Origin of the sequence: Streptomyces caniscabiei (genome assembly GCF_014930365.1) — a bacterium.
In the GTDB taxonomy this organism is placed as follows: domain Bacteria; phylum Actinomycetota; class Actinomycetes; order Streptomycetales; family Streptomycetaceae; genus Streptomyces; species Streptomyces caniscabiei.
Genome location: NZ_JABXWI010000005.1, coordinates 325,075 through 348,125, shown reverse-complemented (window position 1 = coordinate 348,125; position 23,051 = coordinate 325,075). Strand labels below are relative to the sequence as shown.

General features: G+C 70.4%; 19 protein-coding genes, 1 tRNA gene and 1 pseudogene. 11 read left to right on the top strand and 10 right to left on the bottom strand.

Annotated elements, in window-relative coordinates; genetic code table 11:
* Positions 1-36: 36 nt before the first annotated feature.
* Both HW837_RS16630 and HW837_RS16625 read right to left on the bottom strand, forming a co-directional pair.
* Positions 37-885: a CoA transferase subunit A gene (locus HW837_RS16630; protein WP_045555249.1), complete on the bottom strand. Its 849-nt coding sequence runs from the start codon at positions 883-885 to the stop codon at positions 37-39.
* Positions 886-1,159: 274 nt separating this feature from the next.
* Positions 1,160-1,897, bottom strand: a pseudogene (locus tag HW837_RS16625) (enoyl-CoA hydratase family protein); the annotation flags it as partial.
* 66 nt (positions 1,898-1,963) lie between these two features.
* Here HW837_RS16625 and HW837_RS16620 point away from each other — a divergent pair.
* Entirely contained in the window at positions 1,964-2,716 is a 753-nt protein-coding gene (locus HW837_RS16620) for an SDR family oxidoreductase (RefSeq protein WP_192362346.1), read from the top strand.
* Entirely contained in the window at positions 2,713-3,645 is a 933-nt protein-coding gene (locus tag HW837_RS16615) for an SDR family oxidoreductase (RefSeq protein WP_193380799.1), read from the top strand. The genes HW837_RS16620 and HW837_RS16615 overlap by 4 nt, the downstream gene beginning before the upstream one ends.
* A gap of 112 nt (positions 3,646-3,757) precedes the next feature.
* Here HW837_RS16615 and HW837_RS16610 read toward each other — a convergent pair whose 3' ends face one another.
* Positions 3,758-4,660: a hypothetical protein gene (locus HW837_RS16610; protein WP_045555246.1), complete on the bottom strand. Its 903-nt coding sequence runs from the start codon at positions 4,658-4,660 to the stop codon at positions 3,758-3,760.
* 83 nt (positions 4,661-4,743) lie between these two features.
* Between HW837_RS16610 and HW837_RS16605 the strand changes: the two genes are divergently transcribed.
* From HW837_RS16605 to HW837_RS16580, 6 genes are all read left to right on the top strand, one after another.
* Positions 4,744-5,121, top strand: a complete 378-nt coding sequence (locus HW837_RS16605; protein WP_060885076.1) for a chorismate mutase — start codon at positions 4,744-4,746, stop codon at positions 5,119-5,121.
* A 71-nt stretch (positions 5,122-5,192) separates the two neighbouring features.
* Positions 5,193-5,717 (top strand): response regulator, encoded by a 525-nt coding sequence (locus HW837_RS16600; protein WP_045555244.1) that lies wholly within the window; start codon positions 5,193-5,195, stop codon positions 5,715-5,717.
* Between the two features lie 92 nt (positions 5,718-5,809).
* Positions 5,810-8,314 carry an aminopeptidase N gene (gene pepN / locus HW837_RS16595; RefSeq protein ID WP_193380800.1) on the top strand — a complete coding sequence of 835 codons (2,505 nt, stop codon included), beginning with the start codon at positions 5,810-5,812 and terminating at the stop codon, positions 8,312-8,314.
* A 195-nt stretch (positions 8,315-8,509) separates the two neighbouring features.
* Positions 8,510-9,883, top strand: coding sequence for a pyridoxal phosphate-dependent decarboxylase family protein (locus tag HW837_RS16590; RefSeq protein WP_193380801.1), 1,374 nt, complete (start codon positions 8,510-8,512; stop codon positions 9,881-9,883).
* Positions 9,880-11,316, top strand: a complete 1,437-nt coding sequence (locus tag HW837_RS16585; RefSeq protein ID WP_093788317.1) for a lysine N(6)-hydroxylase/L-ornithine N(5)-oxygenase family protein — start codon at positions 9,880-9,882, stop codon at positions 11,314-11,316. Before HW837_RS16590 ends, HW837_RS16585 begins: the two co-directional genes overlap by 4 nt.
* 64 nt (positions 11,317-11,380) lie before the next feature.
* Positions 11,381-12,544 carry a GDSL-type esterase/lipase family protein gene (locus HW837_RS16580; RefSeq protein WP_045555240.1) on the top strand — a complete coding sequence of 388 codons (1,164 nt, stop codon included), beginning with the start codon at positions 11,381-11,383 and terminating at the stop codon, positions 12,542-12,544.
* 19 nt (positions 12,545-12,563) lie between these two features.
* Here HW837_RS16580 and HW837_RS16575 read toward each other — a convergent pair whose 3' ends face one another.
* On the bottom strand, positions 12,564-14,372 hold the full coding sequence (locus HW837_RS16575; protein WP_045555239.1) for a 5'-nucleotidase C-terminal domain-containing protein: 1,809 nt from the start codon (positions 14,370-14,372) through the stop codon (positions 12,564-12,566).
* 179 nt (positions 14,373-14,551) lie between these two features.
* Between HW837_RS16575 and HW837_RS16570 the strand changes: the two genes are divergently transcribed.
* On the top strand, positions 14,552-15,271 hold the full coding sequence (locus HW837_RS16570; protein WP_045555238.1) for an SIMPL domain-containing protein: 720 nt from the start codon (positions 14,552-14,554) through the stop codon (positions 15,269-15,271).
* Positions 15,272-15,381: 110 nt separating this feature from the next.
* Entirely contained in the window at positions 15,382-16,818 is a 1,437-nt protein-coding gene (pyk, locus tag HW837_RS16565) for a pyruvate kinase (protein WP_193380802.1), read from the top strand.
* A gap of 4 nt (positions 16,819-16,822) precedes the next feature.
* Here pyk and HW837_RS16560 read toward each other — a convergent pair whose 3' ends face one another.
* Positions 16,823-17,608 carry a hypothetical protein gene (locus tag HW837_RS16560; protein WP_045555236.1) on the bottom strand — a complete coding sequence of 262 codons (786 nt, stop codon included), beginning with the start codon at positions 17,606-17,608 and terminating at the stop codon, positions 16,823-16,825.
* Between the two features lie 85 nt (positions 17,609-17,693).
* Positions 17,694-17,776, bottom strand: a tRNA-Leu gene (locus HW837_RS16555).
* 91 nt (positions 17,777-17,867) lie between these two features.
* On the opposite strand from HW837_RS16555, the gene HW837_RS16550 reads away from it, so the two are divergent.
* Positions 17,868-18,524 carry an ANTAR domain-containing response regulator gene (locus tag HW837_RS16550; RefSeq protein WP_045555235.1) on the top strand — a complete coding sequence of 219 codons (657 nt, stop codon included), beginning with the start codon at positions 17,868-17,870 and terminating at the stop codon, positions 18,522-18,524.
* Between the two features lie 86 nt (positions 18,525-18,610).
* Here HW837_RS16550 and HW837_RS16545 read toward each other — a convergent pair whose 3' ends face one another.
* Genes HW837_RS16545 through HW837_RS16530 form a run of 4 tightly spaced genes read right to left on the bottom strand, consistent with a single transcriptional unit; the run spans position 18,611 to position 23,000 of the window.
* Positions 18,611-19,327, bottom strand: a complete 717-nt coding sequence (locus HW837_RS16545; RefSeq protein WP_045555234.1) for an ABC transporter ATP-binding protein — start codon at positions 19,325-19,327, stop codon at positions 18,611-18,613.
* Positions 19,324-20,235: an ABC transporter ATP-binding protein gene (locus HW837_RS16540; protein ID WP_193380803.1), complete on the bottom strand. Its 912-nt coding sequence runs from the start codon at positions 20,233-20,235 to the stop codon at positions 19,324-19,326. Before HW837_RS16540 ends, HW837_RS16545 begins: the two co-directional genes overlap by 4 nt.
* 3 nt (positions 20,236-20,238) lie before the next feature.
* Complete coding sequence (locus HW837_RS16535; protein ID WP_045555232.1) at positions 20,239-22,062, bottom strand: branched-chain amino acid ABC transporter permease; 1,824 nt, start codon at positions 22,060-22,062, stop codon at positions 20,239-20,241.
* A 5-nt stretch (positions 22,063-22,067) separates the two neighbouring features.
* A complete protein-coding gene (locus HW837_RS16530; protein WP_045555231.1) occupies positions 22,068-23,000 on the bottom strand; it encodes a branched-chain amino acid ABC transporter permease in 933 nt (310 codons plus the stop codon).
* Between the last annotated feature and the right edge of the window lie 51 nt (positions 23,001-23,051).

Sequence of the window (23,051 nt, the reverse complement as noted above, 5' to 3'; positions counted from 1 at the left end):
CCGTGCCCGTCGTCCCGCCCGTCGTCGGTGTCCCGTTCACGTGCCCTCCTTCTGCCAGGCCCGTACGGCCGACTGGTAGGCGGGCTCGTCGCCCGAGAGGAAGCGCTCGGCGAAGTCCTCCCAGGGCGTGGCCGCGTACATCTTCTGGAAGGCCTCGTCCCGGTCGTGATCAGGGGCGCAGGAGGTGAAGTGCGCGCCGTTCGGGGCCTCGATCACCCCCGTCACCACATGGCGGCCGACCAGCAGCGTCTGCGGCGGCGCCTCCTTCGTCAGCTCCGCCGTGTCCACGATCCGTTCGCACGAGACGTACGCGGTGTCGGCCGCCTCGCAGAACAGGTCGTCGAAGTACGGGTCCGGGCCCAGATACTGGCCGTTGCCCCGCCGATCGGCCCGGTTGACGTGCACCAACGCGGCGTCGAGGCGCAGGGCGGGCATGGCGACGAAGGTCTCCCCGTCGTCGTAGGGCGAAGTGACCGTCCGCAGGCCGGGGTTGACCCGCATCACGTCCGAGCCGATACCCGCCCGCACCGGGAGGAAGGGCAGCCGGTGCGCGGCCGCCCGCAGACCGCACAGGAACATCGCCTCGTCGATCTCCATCAGCTCGAACGCGCCCCGCTCGCGCGCCGCGCGGAAATGGGGTTCGAGGGGGATGGAGTCCAGGGTGGCGAACGGGGCGACCAGTGTGCGGATCCGTCCGGCGGCGGCGAGCATGCCGACGTCCGGGCCGCCGTACGAGACGACCGTGAGATCGGTGAGACCGGACCGGAGCACCGCTCTGACCAGGGCCATCGGCTTGCGGCGCGAGCCCCAGCCGCCGATCCCGACCGTCATCCCGCTCACCAGCCGCGAGACGGCCTCGTCGGCGGTCATGGTCTTGTCACTCACCCGCGTCCCCCTCCACCGCGCCGCTTCCGTCCACCGCGCCGCTTCCCTCTGCCGCGCCCCGCCGCTCGGCCGGCGGGCGGTCCTTGGCCGCACCGGCCGTCCCGGCCTTACCCGCACCGGCCGTCCCGGCCTTACCCGCACCGGCCGTCCCGGCCTTACCCGCACCGGCCGTCCCGGCCTTACCCGCACCGGCCTTACCCGCGACGGCCGTCCCGACCCTCCCCGCCGTCCCAGCCCCACCCGCCGTCCCGGCCTTACCCGCCGTCCCGGCCCCGCCCGCCGCCCCGAACCGGTCGCGGATCTCGTCGGCCAGCCCGCTGAGGTTCGCCTCGAAGGTGAAGCCCTGCTCGAAGCGGTAGCTGCGGCGGACGTCCACCGGGTCGATACCGTTGATGGCGGCCTTGGCCAGCCGCAGCAGCCGGCCGTCCTTCGCGGCGATCTCCCGCGCCAACTCCAGTGCCGCAGCACGCAGTTCGGCACGCGGTACGACCCGCCACACCGAACCGTGCGTCCGCAGCTCGGCGGCGGTCGCCGTCCGCGACGTGTAGTACAGCGCGCGCATCAGATGCTGCGGCACCAGCCGGGCCAGATGCGTCGCCGCACCCAACGCGCCCCGGTCCAGCTCCGGCAGCCCGAAGGTCGCGTCCTGGCTCGCCACGATCGCGTCCGCGTTCCCCACCAGCCCGATCCCGCCGCCCAGACAGAACCCCTGCACGGCGGCGACCACCGGCACCTCGCACTCGTACACGGCGGCGAACGCCTCCGCGCAGCCCTGGTTGGCGCCGATCAACGCGCTGTGCCCCGCCGCCTGGATCTCCTTGATGTCCACCCCGGCGTTGAACCCGCGCCCCTCCGCACCCAGCACCACGCACCGCACCTCGGGATCGCGCCCCGCGTCGCGCACGGCGTCGGCCAGCTCGAACCACCCACGCACCGGCAGCGCGTTCACCGGCGGGAAATCGATCATGACGACGGAAATCCCCTTTTCCGGGGACGAGGTGGAGACACTCATCGGAGCATCAGCTACCTTCCACCTAACGTTTGTTTGGTGCGTCTCTCCTGCGGAAGGTAGCAGCGGATGCGGCTCAACGGGAAGGTCGCCGTCGTCACCGGCGGCACGCGCGGCGTCGGCGCAGGCCTCGCCCGTGCCTTCGCCGAGGCCGGCGCCGAGGTGGTGACCTGTGCGCGCAGACCGCCCGAAGTGCCCATCGAGGGAACCGAGTTCGTACCGCTGGACGTCCGGGACCCCGACGCCGTGCACGGCTTCTTCGCGGGCCTGCCCCGCGTGGACGTCCTCGTGAACAACGCCGGCGGCACCCCCCACCGCCCCCTCACCGAGGCCGACGCCCGCCGCCACGCGCGCGTGATCGAACTCAACCTCACCGCCCCGCTGACCGTCTCCCTCGCCGCCCACGCACAGCTGCGGCGGACCCGGGGCGCGATCGTGATGATCGGCAGCGTCAGCGGCAGCCGCCCCTCACCCGGCTCGGCGGCCTACGGCGCCGCCAAGGCCGGTCTGGAACACCTCGCGCGCTCCATGGCCGTGGAGTGGGCCCCCGAGATCCGGGTCAACACCCTCGTCCTCGGCATGGTCCGCACCGAGCTGTCCCACCTCCACTACGGCGACGAGGCCGGCGTCGCCGCCGTCGCCCGCACCGTCCCGCTGGGCCGCCTCGCGACCCCCTCCGACATCGGCGACGCGGCGGTCTTCCTCGCCTCCGACGCGGCGGCCTACATCACCGGCGCCTCCCTCCTCGTCCACGGCGGCGGCGAACGCCCCGCCTTCCTGGACGCGGCGACGGCCCACACCGACGAAGGAGAACCACGATGAGCGGCACGGACCGGTACCGCGCGGGGCGGCTCTGCGAAGGGCGCGTGGTCGTCGTGACCGGCGCGGGCCGCGGCCTCGGGCGCGCGCACGCGCTGGCGTACGCCGCCGAGGGCGCCCGCGTGGTCGTCAACGACCTCGGCGTGGGACTCGACGGCTCACCGGACCCCGACAGCCCCGCCGCCCGGGTCGTCGAGGAGATCCGCGCCGGGGGAGGGGACGCGGTCGCGCACGGCGGGGACGTCGCCACGACCGACGGCGCCGCCTCCCTCGTGCGGACCGCCCTGGACACCTACGGCCGGCTCGACACCCTCGTCAACAACGCCGGCTTCCTGCGCGACCGCATGCTCGTCAACCTGGACGAGGACGACTGGGACGCCGTCCTCCGCGTCCACCTCAAGGGCCACTTCCTGCCCCTGAGGCACGCGGCCGTCCACTGGCGCGCGGAGACCAAGGCGGGCCGGACACCGACCGCGCGCATCGTCAACACCAGCAGCGGTGCGGGCCTGCTGGGCTCACTCGGCCAGGGCAACTACAGCGCCGCCAAGGCCGGCATCGTCGGCCTCACCCTCGTCGCCGCCGCCGAACTCGCCCGCTACGGCGTCCAGGTCAACGCCATCGCCCCCGCGGCCCGCACCAGGATGACCGAGACGGTCTTCGCCGAGACGATGACCGCCCCCGGCACCGGCTTCGACGCCATGGCCCCCGAGAACGTCTCGCCCCTGGTGGTCTGGCTGGGTTCCGCCGCGAGCGACGGCGTCACCGGCCGCGTCTTCGAGACGGAGGGCGGCCGCATCACCGTCATGGAAGGCTGGCGTCCCGGCCCGACCAGGGACAACGGAGCCCGCTGGACCCCGGAGGGCGCCGGGGAGACCGTACGAAAGCTCCTGGCGGAAGCCGAAAGGCCACGCCCGGCCTACGGCGCCTCATGACCGGGGCCGGACCCTTCAAGGGGCGCGGGGAACCGCGCGAGAAGCCACGACGAACCCGCACCCGCCGACGCACCGAACCACCCCACCCCTCCCGCTCCCCCCGCCCAAAAACCTACGTGTCACACTCCAACACCGTCCGACACAACCCACACCGGGCCCGCACCCGCCCCCGCACCGGCACCCGAATCCGCTGATGACACGTCGGACAGGGAAACGACACCCGCAACACCCCCCGCTCCTCCGGCGTGAACGCGTACGAGACCCCCGCACCCCCCGGCCGAGCCGACCGCAGGTCGTCCCGCGCATGACGCCGGTCCCGCGCATACCGCCGCCGCCCCGCCCACCCCGCCGCAGTCAGCGGCGGCTGCCGCTCGTCGCTCCGCGCCCGCTCCCGGCCCTGCGCGTACGCGGAATACGCCTGCGCGCTGGTGAACCACACCGACGGATCCTCGTCGAACAACTGCGCCCGCTTGGCCAGCACGTACCCGAACTCCTCCGGCGTCAGATACCCCAGCTTCTGCGACGACGCGGCGTCCTCCCGGTACGCGTCCAGCAGCAGCCACCCCGCCCCCAGATACGTCGTCGCCGTGTCCGTCAGGATCTCGTTCTCGCGGACGCCGGGGAAGGACAGCCCGAGCCGGTGCAGATAGACATGCATCACCTCGTGCGCGAGCGCCGCCCCGATGTCCCGCCGATGCCTGCGGAACCGGTCGTTCAGCTCGACGAAGTACTCCGGCCCCGCCGCCAGCTCGACATGCGCCGCGTGCGTCATCTCCCGGAACCCGACGATCATCCGGGCGTCCGGCAGCCGGTAGTGCCGCACCAGCTCCCGCGCCACCCGCTGCGCCCCCAGATGCAGATCGTCGGTGTCGCAGAACGCCACGTCGACCGGGGCCACACTGGTGGCGAAGGTCTGGATCGTGTCGTACGAGAGCCGCTTGTACAGGGCGGTGATCGACGCCCGCACCAGGTCCAGGTGCGGGTAGCCGTGTTCGACAGGTCCGCCGTTCGCCACGTCCGCACCCCCAGAAGACGCCCCGATACGTTCCACTCTAAGCCGGTGCGGGCCGCCAACCACGGCGTCGTAGGGTGACGACCATGACCACCAGCAACACCAACCAGGCGAACAGCGGCAGCGCCCCGGCCGGCGACGTCGACGCGGACGTACGGGCCGAACTCACCCGACTGCGCGACAGCATCGACAACATCGACGCCGCCGTCGTCCACATGCTCGCCGAACGCTTCAAGTGCACCCAGCGGGTCGGCCACCTCAAGGCCGCGCACCAACTGCCCGCCGCCGACCCGGGCCGCGAGGCCCAGCAGATCGACCGCCTGCGCACACTGGCCGAAAGCGCCAAACTCGACCCGGCGTTCGCGGAGAAGCTGCTGAACTTCATCATCGCCGAGGTCATCCGGCACCACGAACGCATCGCGGACGACGCCCAGAACGGCACGGCGGCGGACGCGGGGGAGTGACATCGGCTCCTCCAGAGGGCATCCTGCGTGGGCACTCCTCGTCAGGAATCGACCACACAACGTGAGTAGCCATGCCGTCGGAAGCCAAGATCCTCATCGTCGACGACCATGAGGACACGCTGTACGCCCTGGAGAGCGCCCTGGCCCCGCTGGGCTACCTGCTGACGCGCGCCACCAGCGGCGACGCGGCACTCAAGGAAGTCCTGCGCGGCCAGGTCGGCCTGCTCCTCCTCGACGTCCGCATGCCCGGCGTCAGCGGCCTCGACGTCGTCCGCTACATGCGCGGCGTCGAACAGACCCAGCACATCCCCGTCATCCTCCTCACCGGCTTCGGCCCCGACGCCGAACTCACCGCCACCGCCTACCGCCTCGGCGTCGCCGACCTCGTCATGAAACCCATCGACCCCTGGGCCCTGCGCACCAAGGTCCGCTACCTCTACGACGCCCACGAACGCTCCCACGCCCTGGAACGCGAGGTCCGCGACCTGCGCGCCCGCCTCAAGGACCACGACGAGATCAAGCGCCGCGGCGACGACGGCCGGCGCGACAAGGGGCGCGTCCCCGCGCAGGCCGACGGCGCGAAGGACCGGGCATAGGCCCGCATACGGCCGGGGCACACGGCGCGTACGACCGGACATAGGTCGCGTACCAGGCCCGCCCCTGTCCTGCGTCAAGGGCATCAGGCAGCATGTCCCTCATGTCCGTACTGACGCGCGACGAAGCGCATGCCCGTGCTCGGCTCCTCGACGTCCACCGCTACGAGATCGCACTCGACCTCACGCGCGGCGACGAGACCTTCGACTCCCGTACCGTCATCCACTTCACCGTGCGGGGGAAGAAGAAGGCCGCGGACACCTTCGTCGAGCTCAAGCCCGCCGAGCTGCGCTCCGTCACCCTCGACGGCGAAGCCCTCGACCCGGCGACCCTCGACGGCAACCGCCTCACCCTCAAGGGCCTCACCCCGGGCGACCACGAACTGCGCGTCGACGCCGCCATGCGCTACTCCCGCACCGGCGAGGGCATGCACCGCTTCACCGACCCCACCGACGGCGAGACCTACGTCTACACCCAGCTCTTCATGGACGACGTGCAGCGCGTCTTCGCCGCCTTCGACCAGCCCGACCTCAAGGCCGCCTTCGACCTCACCGTCACCGCCCCCGAAGGCTGGACCGTCCTCGCCAACGGCGTCACCGAACGACGAGACGACGGCACCTGGCGGGCCGCCACCACCCCGCTGATCTCCACCTACCTCGTCGCCGTCGCCGCCGGCCCCTGGCACTCCGTCCGCACCGAACACCGCGGCCTGCCCTTCGGCATCCACTGCCGCCGCTCCCTCGCCCCCCACCTCGACACCGACGCCGACGAGATCCTCGACGTCACCCGCGCCCTCTTCGACCGCTACCACGAGAAGTTCGAGGAGCCGTACCCCTTCGACTCCTACGACCAGGCCTTCGTCCCCGAGTTCAACGCCGGCGCCATGGAGAACCCCGGCCTCGTCACCTTCCGCGACGAGTTCGTCTACCGCTCCGCCGTCACCGACACCGAACGCCAGACCCGCGCCATGGTCATCGCCCACGAGATGGCCCACATGTGGTTCGGCGACCTCGTCACGCTCAAGTGGTGGGACGACATCTGGCTGAACGAGTCCTTCGCCGAGTACATGGGCTACCAGACCCTCACCGAGGCCAGCCGCTTCGCCGACACCTGGGTCGACTTCGGCGTCGCCCGCAAGGCCTGGGGCTACGACGCCGACCAGCGCCCCTCCACCCACCCCGTCGCCCCCGAGAACGTCGACGACACCGCCGCCGCCCTCCTCAACTTCGACGGCATCTCCTACGCCAAGGGCGCCTCCGCCCTGCGCCAACTCGTCGCCTGGCTCGGCGAGAAGGACTTCCTCGCCGGCATCAACGCCCACTTCACCCGCCACCGCTTCGGCAACGCCACCCTCGCCGACTTCATCGACAACCTCGCCGGCGCCACCGAACGCGACGTCCACGCCTGGGCCGACGCCTGGCTGCGCACCACCGGCGTCGACACCCTCACCCCCAAGGTCACCCGCGCCGCCGACGGCACCTACACCCTCACCGTCGACCACGCCGGCACCCGCCCCCACCGCATCGCCGTCGGCCTCTACGACCAGGACCACGGCGACGACCAGGGCCACCTCACCCTCCGCGACCGCGTCGAACTCGACCTCCCCCAGACCGACCCCCAACCCATCGGCAAGCGGCCCGCACTCCTCCTCCTCAACGACGGCGACCTCACCTACGCCAAGGTCCGCTTCGACCCCGAGTCCTTCACCGCCGTCACCGGCCACCTCTGCGGCCTGCCCGACCCGCTCACCCGCGCCGTCGTCTGGAACGCCCTGCGCGACGCCGTGCGCGACGCGGAACTCCCGCCCACCGCCTACCTGGAGGCGGCCCGCACCCACCTGCCCCGCGAGAGCGACCTCGCCATCGTCCAGGGCGTCCTCGCCTTCGCCGGCACCCAGGTCGCCGACCGCTTCCTCGCCCCCGAGCAGCGCGCCGCGGGCCTGGCCACCCTCGGCTCCCTGTGCCGCGACCTCATCCGCCGCACCGAGGACGGCGACAACCCCGGCCTGCGCCTCACCGCCGTACGCCACTTCATCGACGTCGCCGCCCACCCCGAGACCATCGCCGCCTGGCTCGCCGACGGCACGGTGCCGGGCGGACCCGAACTCGACCCCGAACTGCGCTGGCGCGTCCTCGGCCGGCTCGCCGTCCTCGGCGCGGTCGACACCGCCACGATCGACGCCGAACTGGAGCGGGACCCCAGCGCCAGCGGCCGGGAAGGCGCCGCCCGCTGCCGGGCCGCGCTGCCCGACCCGGAGGCCAAGCGGGCGGCCTGGGAGGCCATGTTCACCGCCGACGACCTCTCCAACTACCTGTTCACCGCCACGGCCCAGGGGTTCTGGCAGCCCGAACAGGCGGACCTCCTCACGGAGTACGTCGAGCGCTACTGGGCCGACGCGGTGTCGCTTGCCGCTCGGCGCGGACCGGCGATCGCGGAAGCGGCGGGGCGGTGGGCGTTCCCCGTGTACGCGGTGGATCCGCAGACGCTGGGGCTGGGGGAGCGGTGTCTTGAGGACGGCGAGGTGATCCCGGCGCTGCGGCGGAAGCTGGTGGATCAGCTGGACGACCTGGCGCGTGCCCTGCGCGTGCGCGAAGCGTAGGGGGCCGGTTTTCCGGGTTCCGCCCTGGGGGTTCGGGTGTTCTGCGGGCTTGCGGCCGTGTGTGGCTGGTCGCGCAGTTCCCCGCGCCCCTCTCGGGCGCGCTGCACTACCCTCTTTTGGTTGTAATCAGCCGCCTTTTCGGGCTCGGCACCCGATTGGCGTACAAGATGGGATTCCCCGTGCTCGGAGGAACCCATGACCGCCCCGCCTCTCGCCTCGGGACCCCAAGGTCCCGGCGCGCTCCGGCCGTTGCTCGACACCGTGCTCGACGCGTTGCGGGAAGGGGCCGAGACACGGGGCGGCCCCCTCCCGGCCGGCGGCCCGGAGGCCGTCGCGGCGAGGGTGCGGGACGCCCTCGGCGAGCCGCTGCCCGCGGACGGCGACCCGGACGCCCTGCACCGACTGGTCCGGGCCCTCGCCGCCGGCACCGCCGACCCGGCCGACCCCCTCTGCGCCGCCCATCTGCACACCCCGCCGCTGGCCGTCGCCGCCGCCGCGGACCTCGCCGTCTCCGTGCTGAACCCCTCCCTCGACTCCTGGGACCAGGCCCCGGCCGCCTCCGCCCTCGAAGCCCTGGTGACGCGGGCCCTGGCCGAGGAGGCCGGCGCCGCCGACGCGCTGGTCACCACCGGGGGCACCGAATCCAACCAGCTCGCCCTGCTCCTGGCCCGGGAGGCCCACCCGGGCGTACGGCTTGTCCACGGGGCCAACGCCCACCACTCCCTGGCCCGCGCCGCCTGGCTGCTCGGCCTCCCCGAACCCGTCGTCGTCCCCACCCCCGCCGGCACCCTCGACCCGGCCGCCCTGGACGACGCCCTCACCCACCTCCCGGGCCCCCTCCTCGTCGCCGCCACCGCCGGCACCACCGACGCCGGACTCATCGACCCGCTGCCCGCCGTCGCCGACCTGTGCCGCACCCACGGCGCCCGGCTCCACGTCGACGCGGCCTACGGCGGAGGCCTCCTCTTCAGCGACCGCCACCGAGCCCGGCTCGACGGCCTCGCCCACGCCCACACCGTCACCCTGGACCTGCACAAACTGGGCTGGCAGCCGGTCGCCGCCGGACTCCTCGCCGTACGCGACGCGGCAGACCTCGCCGCCCTGCACCAGCACGCCGACTACCTCAACGCCGACGACGACACCGAGGCCGGCCTGCCCGACCTCCTCGGCCGGTCGCTGCGCACCACCCGCCGGCCCGACATCCTCAAGACCGCCGTCACCCTCAAGACCCTCGGGCGCACCGGACTCGGCCGGCTCGTCGACCACGTCTGCGCCCTCGCCCAGGAGTTCGCCGCCACCGTCGAGGCACACCCCCGCTTCGAGCTGCACGACCGGCCCACCCTCAGCACGGTCCTCTTCCGGCCCGCCGGAGCACCCGACTCCGCCGTCGCCGCCGTCCGCCGCCGGCTCCTCCACGACGGCCGGGCCGTCTTGGGCCGCGCCGTCCTCGACGGCCGGCTGTGGCTCAAGGCCACCCTCCTCAACCCCCACGCCCGGCCGGACGACCTCACCGCCCTGCTGAAGCTCGTAGACCGCGCAAGCCTCGCCGAAGGACACACCCCCGCATGAGCACGACCCCCGCGCACGACCAGCCCGACCCCGAAGCCCCCCGCGACCTCGTCGGCATCGGCATCGGACCGGCCAACCTCTCCCTCGCCGCCCTCGCCCACCCCCTCGCCGAACTCGACGCCGTCTTCTACGAGCGGCGCCCCGGCTTCGACTGGCACCCGGGGCTGCTCATCGACGGCGCCACCGTCCAAGTGCCGTTCCTGGCCGACCTGGTGACCCTCGCCGACCCGGTGAGCCCCTGGTCGTTCCTGAACTACCTCAGGACCCGCGACCGGCTCTTCCCGTTCTACTTCGCCGAGCGCTTCCACATCCAGCGCGCCGAGTACGACGCCTACTGCCGCTGGGTCGCCGAGAACCTGCCCGGACTGCGCTTCGGCCACCAGGTCGACTCGGTGCGCTGGAACCCCGAACGGGACCTGTTCGAGGTCGACTTCAGCAGGTTCGGCGCCGACGGAGAGGTCGAGGCGCTCGGCCGGACCCACGCCCGGAACATCGTGCTGGGCGTCGGCACCGAGCCCTATGTGCCCGAACCCCTCAAGCCGCTCGTCGAGGCGGCCGGCGTGCCCGTCGTCCACGCCGCGGACTACCTCGGCGAGCGCGACCGCCTGCTGACCGCCCCGCACGTCACCGTCATCGGCGCCGGACAGTCCGGCGCCGAGGTCTTCCTCGACCTGCTCCGCCACCGGCCCGCCGGCCGGGAGGGACTGCACTGGCTCGGCCGGACCGAGGCGTTCGCCCCCATGGAGTACTCCAAGCTGGGCCTGGAGCACTTCACCCCCGACTACACCCGCTACTTCCACGCCCTCGCCGAACCCACCCGGGACCGGCTCGTCGCCGCCCAGTGGCAGCTCCACAAGGGCATCGGCACCGACACCATCGCCGCCATCCACGACGAGCTGTACCGCCGCACCCTCGACGGCGGCTGGCCCGACGCCGTCCTCACCCCCGGCGTGCACGTCCGCACCGCCGGCCGGCTCGCCACCACCCGCGTCGAACTCCACCTCGAACACATCGAGCAGGGCACCCGCTCCCGCCTCACCACCGACGCCGTCGTCCTCGCCACCGGCTACCGCGAACGCCCCCTGGACCGCGTCCTCGCCGGCCTCGACCCGTACATGCGGCGCGACAGCCGCGAGCGGCCCCGCGTCGACGAGAGGTTCCGGATGATCCTCGACCCGTCCGTCACCGCCTCCGGCTGCCACGTCTACGTCCAGAACGCCGAACTGCACACCCACGGCGTCGGCGCCCCCGACCTCGGCCTCGCCGCCTGGCGCAGCGCCACCATCCTCAACACCCTCACCGGCAAGGAGCCCTACCCCCTGCCCGGCCGCACCGCCTTCACCACCTTCGGCCTCGAACCCCGGCCGCAGATCCCGCCCGCGCGCAGGGCCGACCCCGCCGTCCCCCTCACCCCCCTCGTCGACGTGAGGTAATCGAAAGGCAAAGAAGTAGGGCAGGAGTGGTGACGGCCGCAGAGAAACTGCCTACCTTTCGGTCATGGCCAGCACCCGCGCAGGCACGACCTGGATCGCCGCCCACCGCTCCGCCGTCATCGACCCCCACGAAGCCTTCAAACTCTTCGAAGTGCGGGGCTTCACCGACCAGACGGTACGCCAGACCCTGCGCCCCACCGGCGCCGGCGAGGCCCTGCGCGTCCGCCTCAGCAACCGCTACGGCCGCACCCCCCTGGAGATCGGCGGCGCCCACCTCGCCCACCGCGTCGAAGGCAGCGCCATCGACCCCACCACCGACCTCACCCTGCTCTTCGCCGGCGCCGAGACCGTCACCGTCCCGCCCGGCGAGGAGATCGTCAGCGACCCCCTCCACACCCCCGTCACCGCAGGCCGCGAACTCGCCCTCAGCCTCTACCTCCCCGGCGACACCGGCCTCACCACCCACAGCGCCATCCCCCACGACATCGGCCACGTCGTCCCCGGCGACCAGCTCACCGCCGAATCCCTCGACGAGTCCGACGAACTCATCACCGGACACTTCGTCACCGGCCTCGACGTCCTCGCCCCCGACACCACCCGTATCGCCGTCGCCTTCGGCGACTCCTGGATCGAGGGCATGGCCACCACCCCCGGCACCGGCCACAGCTTCCCCGCCCAGCTCGACCGCCGCCTCACCCACGGCTGGATCGTCACCACCGGCATCTCCGGCAACCGCCTCCTCACCGACGAGATCGGCGCCCACCTGCTCGCCCGGATCGAACACGACGTCCTCGACGTACCCGGCGTCAGCCACGTCATCGTCCACACCGGCCTCAACGACCTGGGCCTGCCCGGCGCCATCGCCTTCCCCGAACCCGCCAAGATCCCCACCGCGGCCGACCTGATCACCGGGCTCACCAGCCTCGCCGACCACCTGCACACCGCGGGACTCACCGTCATCGGCACCACCCTCGGCCCCTACGCCGGCACCGTCTACCCCGGCTACGACACCGAGGAGGGCCAGACCGTACGCGCCGACGTCAACACCTGGCTCCTCGGCGACAGCCACCCCTTCGACGCCGTCGTCGACATCGCCGCCGCCGTCGCGGACCCGGACCACCCCACCCGCATCCGCGACACCTACAACAGCGGCGACGGCCTCCACGTCAACGACGCCGGCGCGAAAGCCATCGCCGACGCCGTCGACCTGTCCCTCCTGGACCTCTAGAAGACCGGCGTAACGCCCCCTAGAAGACCGGCGTACCGTTCCGCGTCAGCTTCCACTCCACCGAAGCGAACTGCGCCGGATCGATCGACCCCTTCGCCTTCACCCACGCGATCATCGTGTTACGGATCTCGTCCGAGTTCGACCACAGCAACGGGGACGCCGCGACATGCGGGAAGTTGCCACCGCCGTTCGCCCGGTAGTTGTTCACCGCGAACACGAACTTCTGATCATCCGCGAGCGGAGCACCCTCGAACCGCACATTCGCGATCCGCGACCCCGCCGGCTTCGCGATGTCGATCTCGTACGACAGCCCGCTCACCGCGTCGTAGTTGTAGTCCGGCGTCCCGTTCGCGTTCGTCAGCTTCGCCGGATCGACCACCGCGTCCGCCGCCGTCTGCACGAAATAGTTCGCCGAGAACTCCAGATACGCCTTCATCTGCGCACCCGTCATCAGACGCGCCTCCAGCGTGTTCTCGAAGACATACAAACCGGCGACGTCCCGGATGGTGACGTTCCCCGCCGGAATCACCGCGCTCCGCGAGAACGCCGCCGCCTGCGACAGCACCGGCAGAGACCCGTACTCGGTCGCGGAGAGCGCCTGCTTCACCGTGTCGGCCTGGATGTGGTTGATCAGATCGATGATCGCCACGTCCTTGTACGGCGCCTCCACCGACGTCATCTCGGCGGCATTCGTACCGATGATCTGATTGACGTACGCCACGACCTTCTCGTGCTCGTCACCCAGCATCTTCACGATCACCGGGTCCTCCTCCACCGTGTTGGAGTTGAGCACCTGCGCCGCGACCTTCTCGACCTTCCAGCAGCCCTTGCCCCACACCAGCTCGAAGTCGAACAGCGTCAGCCGCTGCCCCCACTTCAGCGGCTCCGACAGCACGACCTGCTTGCCCGTCTCCTTGTTGGTGACGAAGTACTCCGGGATCTCCGTGTGCGCGTGCCCGACCAGGATCGCGTCGATCCCCGGCACCTGCTCGGCGACCAGCCCGGCGGCGTTCTCGATGTACGGCAGCTGGTCACCGTACGACGACGTACCCGACGACCCACTGTGCGCCGACACGATGACGACGTCCGCCCCCATCGACCGCAGCTTCGGCACCCACTTCGCCGCCTGCTCCTCCAGCCCCGGGAACGTCATCTTCCCCTGCACGTTCGCCTTGTCCCAGATCGCGATCCCCGGGTTGGTCAGCCCCAGGACCGCCACCTTCACATCACGCCCGTGCGGCGTGCACAGCCGGTGCATGCTGTACGGCGGGAAGGCCGGACGCAGCGTCTTCGCGTCCAGCGCGTTCGCCCCGAGCAACGGGAAACGACACTGCTCCTGGAACTTCCGCAGCACCGGAATGCCGTAGTTGAACTCGTGATTGCCCAGCGCCGCCGCGTCGTAGTCCATCGCGTTCATCGCCTGCGCCATCGGATGCACCGGACCACCCTTGGCGGTGATCGGGTCCACCTTCGCGTAGTAGTACGACAGCTGCGTGCCCTGGATGGTGTCACCGGCGTCGATGAGCAGCGTGTTCCGGCGCCCCTTCTCCTTGCGGATCCGGTTCACCAGCGTGGAGATCTTCGCCAGACCGACGTCGTTGTGCGCCTTGTCGTCGAACTCCTTGTCCGTGAAGTAGTCCCAGTTGAAGACGTTCCCGTGCAGGTCGGTCGTCCCCATCACGGTGAAGCTGTACCGCTTCGGCGCCTTCTTCCCACCGGCCGTCACCTCGGCCGCCTGCGCGTTCGGAGCGAGAGCCGTACCGGCGACGGCCACGCCCGCACCGGTCACGGCCGACTTCTTCAGGAACTTCCGGCGGTTCAAGGGCATCTCGGGGCACTCCTCGGAAAATTCGGACGATCTCAACGCGCGTAGACAGAGTCGACAGCCGACGCCACAACGCGCGTAGATTCTGACCCGACCCGCCCCCACCGCAACAGACCCCACAGGTTTCGATCTGGTGACCGCCCCGCCCCCGCCACCAGCCCACCAGTGACAGAGTGGGGCGTATGACCACCAGCAGCGAGGAAGCCCAGCCCACCGCCGTCCCCTACGGCACCCCCGACGCGCCCCGCATCGCCGTACGCGGCGAAGCACGCCTCGACGTCGACCCCGAGATAGCCCGCATCTCAGTCACCGTCCTCGCCCGCGGCAAGGACCGGCGCGCCGCCCTCGACGACCTCACCCGCCGCAACACCACCGTCCTCGACCTGGTCAAAACCTACGGCGAAGCCGTCGAACGACTGGAGACCGGCGCCTTCTCCCTCACCCCCGAACTCAAGGAGAAGGGCCGAGGAGAACGCATCCAGGCCTACCACGGCCGCGTCCACATCACCGCCGAACTCACCGACTTCACCGCACTCGGCGAACTCACCACCCGCCTCGCCGACCTCGACCTCACCCGCGTCGACGGCCCCTGGTGGTCCCTCCGCCCCGACTCACCCGCCCACCGGAAAGCCAGGCAGAAAGCCGTCACCGAAGCCGTCCAACGCGCCCGCGAATACGCCGAAGCCCTCGGCACCACTCTCGCCGCCCTCGTCGAACTCGCCGACATCGGCGCCGAAGCCCCCCAACCCCTCCGCCCCAACGCCCCCGGTGGCCTCATGCGCTCCGCCAGAGCCAAGGGCGCCGACGACACCGACGCCGCACCCCTCGACCTCGAACCCCAACGCCAACGCGTCCACGCACAGGTCAACGCCCGCTTCACGATGCACCCGCCACGCCTGTGACGAGCCCTCCAACTCCTGGTGACTACTTGTCAATTACCCTTCACCCGAAGGCCGTTGAGTAGTCACGCTCCGCCAAGTCGCTACCGGCGGGTAAGCCATAGGCTCGCACCATGCGCCGAGCAAAGATCGTCTGCACCCTCGGGCCCGCCACCGACTCGTACGACCAGATCAACGCACTGGTCCAGGCCGGCATGGACATCGCCCGCTTCAACCTCAGCCACGGCGACCACGCCGAACACGACGAGAGGTACCGGCACGTCCGCAAGGCCGCCGACGAGACCGGCCGCAGCGTCGGCACCCTCGCCGACCTTCAAGGCCCGAAGATCCGCCTCGGCCGCTTCACCGAAGGCCCCGTACTCCTCGAACGCGACGACACCTTCACTCTCACTGTCGAGGAGGGCGCGGCGGGCGACAGCGAGGGCTGCGGCACGACCTACGCCGGCCTCGCCGCCGACGTCACCCCCGGCGAACAGATCCTCGTCGACGACGGCAAGGTCACCCTGGAGGTCACGGCGGTCGACGGCCCCCGCGTCCACACCAGGGTCGTCGAAGGCGGCATGGTCTCCGACCACAAGGGCCTCAACCTGCCCGGCGTCGCCGTCTCGGTCCCCGCCCTCTCCCCGAAGGACGAGGAAGACCTCCGCTGGGCCCTGCGCACGGGCTTCGACGTCATCGCCCTGTCCTTCGTCCGCTCGGCCCGGGACATCGAACGCGTCCACCAGATCATGGACGAGGAAGGCCGCCGACTCCCCGTCATCGCCAAGATCGAGAAACCACAGGCGGTCGACAACATCGACGAGATCGTCGCGGCCTTCGACGGGGTCATGGTCGCGCGGGGCGACCTGGGCGTGGAAATGCCCCTGGAGCAGGTCCCGCTGGTCCAGAAACGCACGGTCACACTCGCCAAGCGCAACGCCAAACCGGTCATCGTCGCCACCCAGATGCTCGACTCGATGATCCACCACTCCCGGCCCACCCGCGCCGAGGTCAGCGACGTCGCCAACGCGGTGCTCGACGGCGCGGACGCGGTGATGCTGTCCGGCGAGACGAGCGTCGGCAAGTACGCGGTGGAGACGGTCCGCACGATGAGCCGCATCGTGGCGGCGGCGGAGGAGGAGATGCTCTCCCGGGGCCTCCCGCCCCTCACCGAGCACAACAAGCCCCGCACCCAGGGCGGCGCGGTGGCTCGCGCCGCCGCCGAGATCGGCGACTTCCTCGACGCGAAGTTCCTGGTCGCGTTCAGCCAGTCCGGCGACACGGCCCGCCGCCTCTCCCGCTACCGCTCCCCGATCCCCCTGCTGGCCTTCACCCCGGACCCGGCGACGCGCTCGCAGCTGAGCCTGACGTGGGGCGTGGAGACGTTCCTCGGCCCGCACGCGGACAGCACGGACGCGATGGTCGACCAGGTGGACGAACTGCTGCTGCGGCACGGCCGCTGCGAGAAGGGCGACGTGGTGGTGATCACGGCGGGCTCCCCACCGGGCGTCGCGGGCACGACGAACATGGTCCGCGTCCACCACATCGGCGAGGCCGAGGGCCCGAAGTAGGCGGTCAGTACTTGGGGCCGACGTGGGTGTCCATGAGGGCGACGGAGGCCTTCTTGGCGACGGAGATGTTGTACGGGTTGCCGTCGCGGGTGCAGTGCGTCCACTCGACGCCCAGCGTGTCGAGGGTGTCGGTGTAGAGCTGCCGGATGTCGTCGGACTTGTTGGTGAAGAAGTAGCGCGGGTACTCATAGCGCTTGCGCTCGCCGCCGACGAGGCGGGTCGTCCAGTTGGTCAGGCGACAACCGTCGGAGTGGATCAGGCCTCGGACGAACTCCCAGGGGTGGGCGTCGACGATGGCCTGTTGCCAGGGGGCGAGGGCGATGGTGCGCTCGTGCTTCATACCGGGGCCGTGCTGGGGGAAGAGGCACCAGATGTGCTTGGAGTACAGCTTGACCTCTCGGTATCCCTTTCGGCGGACTCTGCAGACCGAGTTTCCAGGGAACACCGCTCGCATGGCCTTCTCGCATTCGTCCATGAGCCCGGGGTGCGCCTCGGCGCAGGCGATGGACAAGCTGGGCACTCGCATCGCGCGGTTCTGAATGATGTGACCGTCGCCGAGGTACAGGCCGAGGAGGTAGGCGTAAGCCGATGGGTCCAGGTCTCCGTCGCATCGGGGGCACGGTGGTTGGGTGCGTCCGGGGCACTCGCCGCGTTTCGCACGGTCCATGTGCTTCCAGTAACTGACCGTGCCGAGCGGGACATTGAGGCTCCGGGCGACATCCGCGTTCCTCGCGCCGCCGCGCAGCAGCGTGAGGGCCTTCTGTCGCACTTCAGTGCCATGGAAGTTCATGCGGCCACTCTGTGTCACTGATCGCGACTGAGTGCAGCAAAAAGCGGATGTTCACGAGAACGTGGACATCCGCTTTCGGTGGCAGTGCCGGGTGCGGGATTCGAACCCGCAAGCCCTCACGGGCAGAGGTGTTTGAGACCTCCGTGTATGCCGTTCCACCAACCCGGCCAGTGCTCCGGAAGTGTACCGGTTCTCCGAGCTGCGTCGCAGCTAGGTACCCTCATGTCAGCAGTACCCCTGCCCCGAACAAGGAGCCCACGTGACCGCCCCCGAGTCGCCCCAGCCCCTCGACGCGCCCGACGACGACAAGTCGCACGTGCCTCCGCTGACGACCCGTGTCGTCATCGCCGAGGACGAGGCGTTGATCCGTCTCGACCTCAAGGAGATGCTCGAGGAGGAGGGCTACTCCGTCGTGGGCGAGGCCGGTGACGGGGAGCAGGCCGTCGAGCTGGCCCGGGAGCACCAGCCGGATCTGGTGATCCTGGATGTGAAGATGCCGAAGATGGACGGGATCTCGGCGGCGGAGAAGATCGCCGAGGAGCGCATCGCGCCGGTGCTGATGCTGACCGCGTTCTCGCAGCGCGACCTCGTGGAGCGTGCCCGGGACGCCGGTGCGATGGCGTACCTGGTGAAGCCGTTCAGCAAGAGTGATGTCGTGCCGGCGATCGAGATGGCTGTCTCGCGGTTCACGGAGCTGAAGGAGCTGGAGAAGGAGGTCGCCGACCTCACGCTGCGGCTGGAGACGCGGAAGCTGGTGGACCGGGCGAAGTCGATCCTGCAGACGGAGTACGGGCTGTCGGAGCCGGCCGCGTTCCGGTGGATCCAGAAGACGTCGATGGACCGTCGGATGTCGATGCAGCAGGTGGCGGAGGCGGTCATCCAGGACGCGGACGAGAAGAAGGCGGCCAAGGGCTGACCGCGCCCGCCCTCACGAAAACGACGACGAGGCCCGCACCCCCTACCTGAAAGGGGGTGCGGGCCTCGTCGTAGGTGGGCCGGAGGCTAGTCCTCGCCGAGGTAGGCCTTGCGGACCGACTCGTCGTGCAGCAGGTCGCCGCCCGTGCCCGAGAGGACGATCTTGCCGATCTCCATGACGTGACCCTGGTCGGCGAGGGAGAGCGCCGCCTGGGCGTTCTGTTCGACGAGCAGGATGGTGGTGCCCTGGGACTTCAGTTCGGCGATCGTGGCCATGATCTTCTGCATCATGATCGGGGACAGACCCATGGAGGGCTCGTCCAGCATCAGCAGCTTCGGCTGGGACATGAGCGCGCGGCCCATCGCCAGCATCTGCTGCTCACCGCCCGAGAGGGTTCCCGCGGCTTGCTTGCGGCGTTCGCCCAGGATGGGGAAGAGGTCGTAGGCGCGCTGGATGTCCTTCTCGATGCCGGCCTTGTCGTTGCGCAGGAAGGCACCGAGGCGCAGGTTGTCCTCGATGGTCATGCGCGGGAAGATGTGCCGCCCCTCGGGGGAGTGGGCGAGTCCGAGCGCGACGATGTCGTGCGCGGGGACCTTCTTCAGCGACTTGCCGTTGAACTTGACCTGGCCGCCGACGGGCTTGAGGAGGCCCGAGAGGGTGCGCAGGGTGGTGGTCTTGCCGGCGCCGTTGGTGCCGATGAGGGTGACGACCTCGCCGGCGTCGACCTTGAAGGAGATGCCCTTGACGGCTTCGATCTTGCCGTAGGCGACCCGGAGGTCCTCTACTTCGAGCAGTGCGGTCATCGGTCGTTCTCCTTGCCGGGCGCGGCGTCGGTCGTGGCCTCGGCGTGTGCTTCGGCGGCTTCGACCTCGGCGACCTCTTCCTTGCCGGGTGCGTCCTCGAAGGGTTCGCCGAGGTAGGCGGCGACGACGCGTTCGTCGCCCTGCACGGTGGCGCTGTCGCCTTCGACGAGTTTTTCGCCCTGGACGAGGACGGCGACGCGGTCGCAGAGGTTGAAGATGAACCGCATGTCGTGCTCGATGACGAGGACGGCGATGCCCTGGTCGCGGATGGCGAAGACCAGTTCTTCGGTCGTTCGCGTCTCCTGGGGGTTCATGCCGGCGGTGGGCTCGTCGAGGAGGAGCAGGCCGGGTTCGCTCGCGAGTGCGCGGGCGATCTCCAGCTTGCGCTGTTCGCCGTAGGGGAGGTTGCGGGCGAGGTGTTCGGCCTTGGCGTCGAGGCCGACGAACGCGAGGAGTTCCATGGCGCGTTCGCGGGAGGCCTTCTCCGCCTTGTGGAAGCCGGGGCCGCGCAGGAGGGCGGACCAGAGGCCTTCCTTGGTGCGGGTGTGGCGTCCGACGAGGACGTTCTCCAGGACCGTCATGTTGGCGAAGAGACGGATGTTCTGGAAGGTGCGGGCGATGCCGGCGGCGGTGACCTTGAAGGACTTGGGCGGCAGGACCTGGCCCTTGTAGCGGACCTCTCCCTCGGTGGGGATGTAGAGGCCGGTGAGGCAGTTGAAGAAGGTCGTCTTGCCGGCGCCGTTGGGGCCGATGAGTCCGACGATCTCACCGCTGTTGACGGTGAGGTTGACGTTGCGTACGGCGGTGAGGCCGCCGAAGCGCATGGTCACGCCGCGTGCGTCGAGGACGGTCTCGCCGGGGGCGTTGGCGCCGGGTACGGCGTCCTTGGTGGTGGTGTCGGTGGTCATGGGTCAGGCCCCTGCCTTGCTGAGGACTGTGGGTGCTTCGGCCTCTTCGTGGAACTCGAGCTGGCGGCGCCGGTTGGGGATGAGGCCTTCCGGGCGGAACCGCATGAGCAGGACGAGCGCGAGTCCGAAGGCGAAGAGCTGGTAGTCGCCGAGGAACTGGAGCTTGGCCGGGATGAGGTAGAGCAGTGCGGCGCCGACGAGGGGGCCGCTGATGGTGCCCATGCCGCCGAGGACGACCGCGGCCAGGAGGAACGCCGAGTTCGGCGGGACCACATGGGCGAACTGGTACTGCTCGGGGGTCACGGTGTAGGTGACGTGGGCCTGGACGGTGCCGGCGAGGCCGGCGAGTGCGGCGCCGAGGGCGAAGGCGATGAGCTTGACGCGGAAGCCGTTGATGCCCATGGCGAGTGCCGCGGTCTCGTCCTCGCGGATGGCGATCCAGGCGCGGCCGATGCGGGAGTCGCTGCTGCGTCGGAAGACCACCACGACGATGAACGTGATGAGGAGCATCAGGAAGAAGTAGTTGGCGAACCGGGCGATGGTGAACCCGGCGATGGTGTGCTCCTGGCCGAAGTCGAAGCCGAGGATGTTGAGGTTCGGGATCGAGGAGATGCCGTTGGAGCCGTTGGTGATGTCGGGGCCGGAGGTGCCGTCCATGTTGAGGACGGCGAGCCGGAAGATCTCACCGAAGCCGAGGGTGACGATGGCGAGGTAGTCGCCGCGCAGTCGCAGGGTCGGGGCGCCGATGATGACGCCGAAGATCATGGCGACGACGGCGCCGAGGATGGCGCTGGCCCAGAACGGCAGGTGGATGTCGAAGGGGGAGGAGGGGGAGCCGGAGACCATGGCCGCGGTGTAGGCGCCGACGCCGAGGAAGGCGACGTATCCGAGGTCGAGGAGGCCGGCGAGGCCGACGACGATGTTGAGGCCGAGGGCGACGGTGGCGAAGATCAGGATGTAGACGCCGATGGTCGCGTACTGGTCGTCGGACTGGGTGAACGGGAAGGCCGCCGCCGCGGCGAAGGCACCGGCCATGGTGACAGTGCGGTGCTTCGTGGTGACGGCGGAGACGCGGCCGACCAGGCCCGCCTTGGCCAGGGCGCCGAAGCCGAAGCCGGCCATGATGAGGAAGCCGATGAACAGTTCGTCGTACTCGGTGCCGATGCCGTAGGTGAAGACGAGCAGGCCGAGGGCCATGGCCGCGACGATGATCAGGATCTCGGCGTAGGCGGGCAGCTTCGGGGCCGGCGTGGGTGTGCCGGTGGCGAAGGCGGACTTGATCAGGGCGCGGATCTGGCGTCCGACGCGGGCGAGCCGTTCTCCCGGGGTGTCCTCGGGGTCGGCGGTCTCGGCCTCGGGGTGCTCGAAGGGCAGCGAGAGCGCGCCGAGCAGGGCGGCGAGGGTCGCTATGGCCGCGACGTAGCCGCCGGGTTCGAGGTTGACGACGCCGCCGAGCTGGATGCTGATGGCGAGGACCGTGTACCAGGTGGTGATGAAGGTGCCCAGCGCGGCGAGGCTGATGGCGCTGTCGGCGCCGGCGGGGACGAGCCAGCGCAGGCCCTTGACGCCGTAGGACGCGAGGCCGAAGAGGGTGGTGAGCGCGCCGCCGATGAGGACGAGGACCTGGAGGCCGCCGGGGTAGCCGTAGTAGGTGAGGTCGCCGGGGAAGGCGGAGGTCCAGGTCCAGGCGAGGAAGGTGGAGACGACGGTGAGGACGCCGCCGCCGGTGGCGAGGGCGCGGCCGATGTTCTCCGGGATGCCGACGAGGCCCTTGGGGGCGCTGTCGTGCTTGGCGGAGGCGGGGATCGCGGTGGTGTCTGTGGTCATCGGTGTCACGCCCTGTCCGCCACGCGCTCACCGAGCAGACCCTGTGGCCTGACCAGGAGGACGAGGATGAGGAGTACGAACGCCCAGACGTTGGCCCAGGACTGGCTGCCGAACTGTTCCATGCCGGGGATGTCGGCGATGTAGGCGGTGGAGAGGGCTTCGGCGAGGCCGAGGACGACGCCGCCGAGCATGGCGCCGTAGATGTTGCCGATGCCGCCGAGGACGGCCGCGGTGAAGGCCTTGAGGCCGAGGATGAAGCCCATGCGGAACTGGACCTGGCCGTACTTGAGGCCGTAGGCGACGGCTCCGACGGCGGCGAACGCGGCGCCGAGGGCGAAGGCGACCACGATGATGCGGTCGGTGTTGATGCCCATGAGCTTGGCGGTGTCGGGGTCCTGCGCGGTGGCCTGCATGCCGCGGCCGGTGCGGGTCTTCATGACGAAGTAGGCGAGGATCGCCATGCTGATCGGGGCGGCGACGAGCAGGAAGATGTCACCGGTCTGGATGGTGACGTTGCCGATCTCGAAGGGCCCGCCGTCGATGTGCGGGAAGTTGATGGACTCCTTGGCGTCCGGGTACCACGCCCACACGGCCTGCTGGAGGGCCAGGGAGAGGCCGATGGCGGTGATGAGGGGGGCGAGGCGGGGTGCGGTGCGCAGGGGCCGGTAGGCCAGGCGTTCCGCTCCCACGGCGGCCAGTACGGCCACGATGATGCCTCCGACGAGCATCAGCGGGAGTGCGACCCACATGCTCGTTCCGTCGGGCAGCACGTAGAGATAGACCGTGATGGCGCCGAAGCCGCCCAGCATGAATATCTCACCGTGGGCGAAGTTGATGAGCTGGACGATGCCATAGACCATCGTGTAGCCGATGGCGACCAGCCCGTACATGGATCCTAGTAGCAGGCCGTTGACCAGCTGCTGCGGCAGTTCGTTCACCGCATGTCCTCCGAGACTTTCGGATGTTCGACGAATGTGACCGGATGTGAG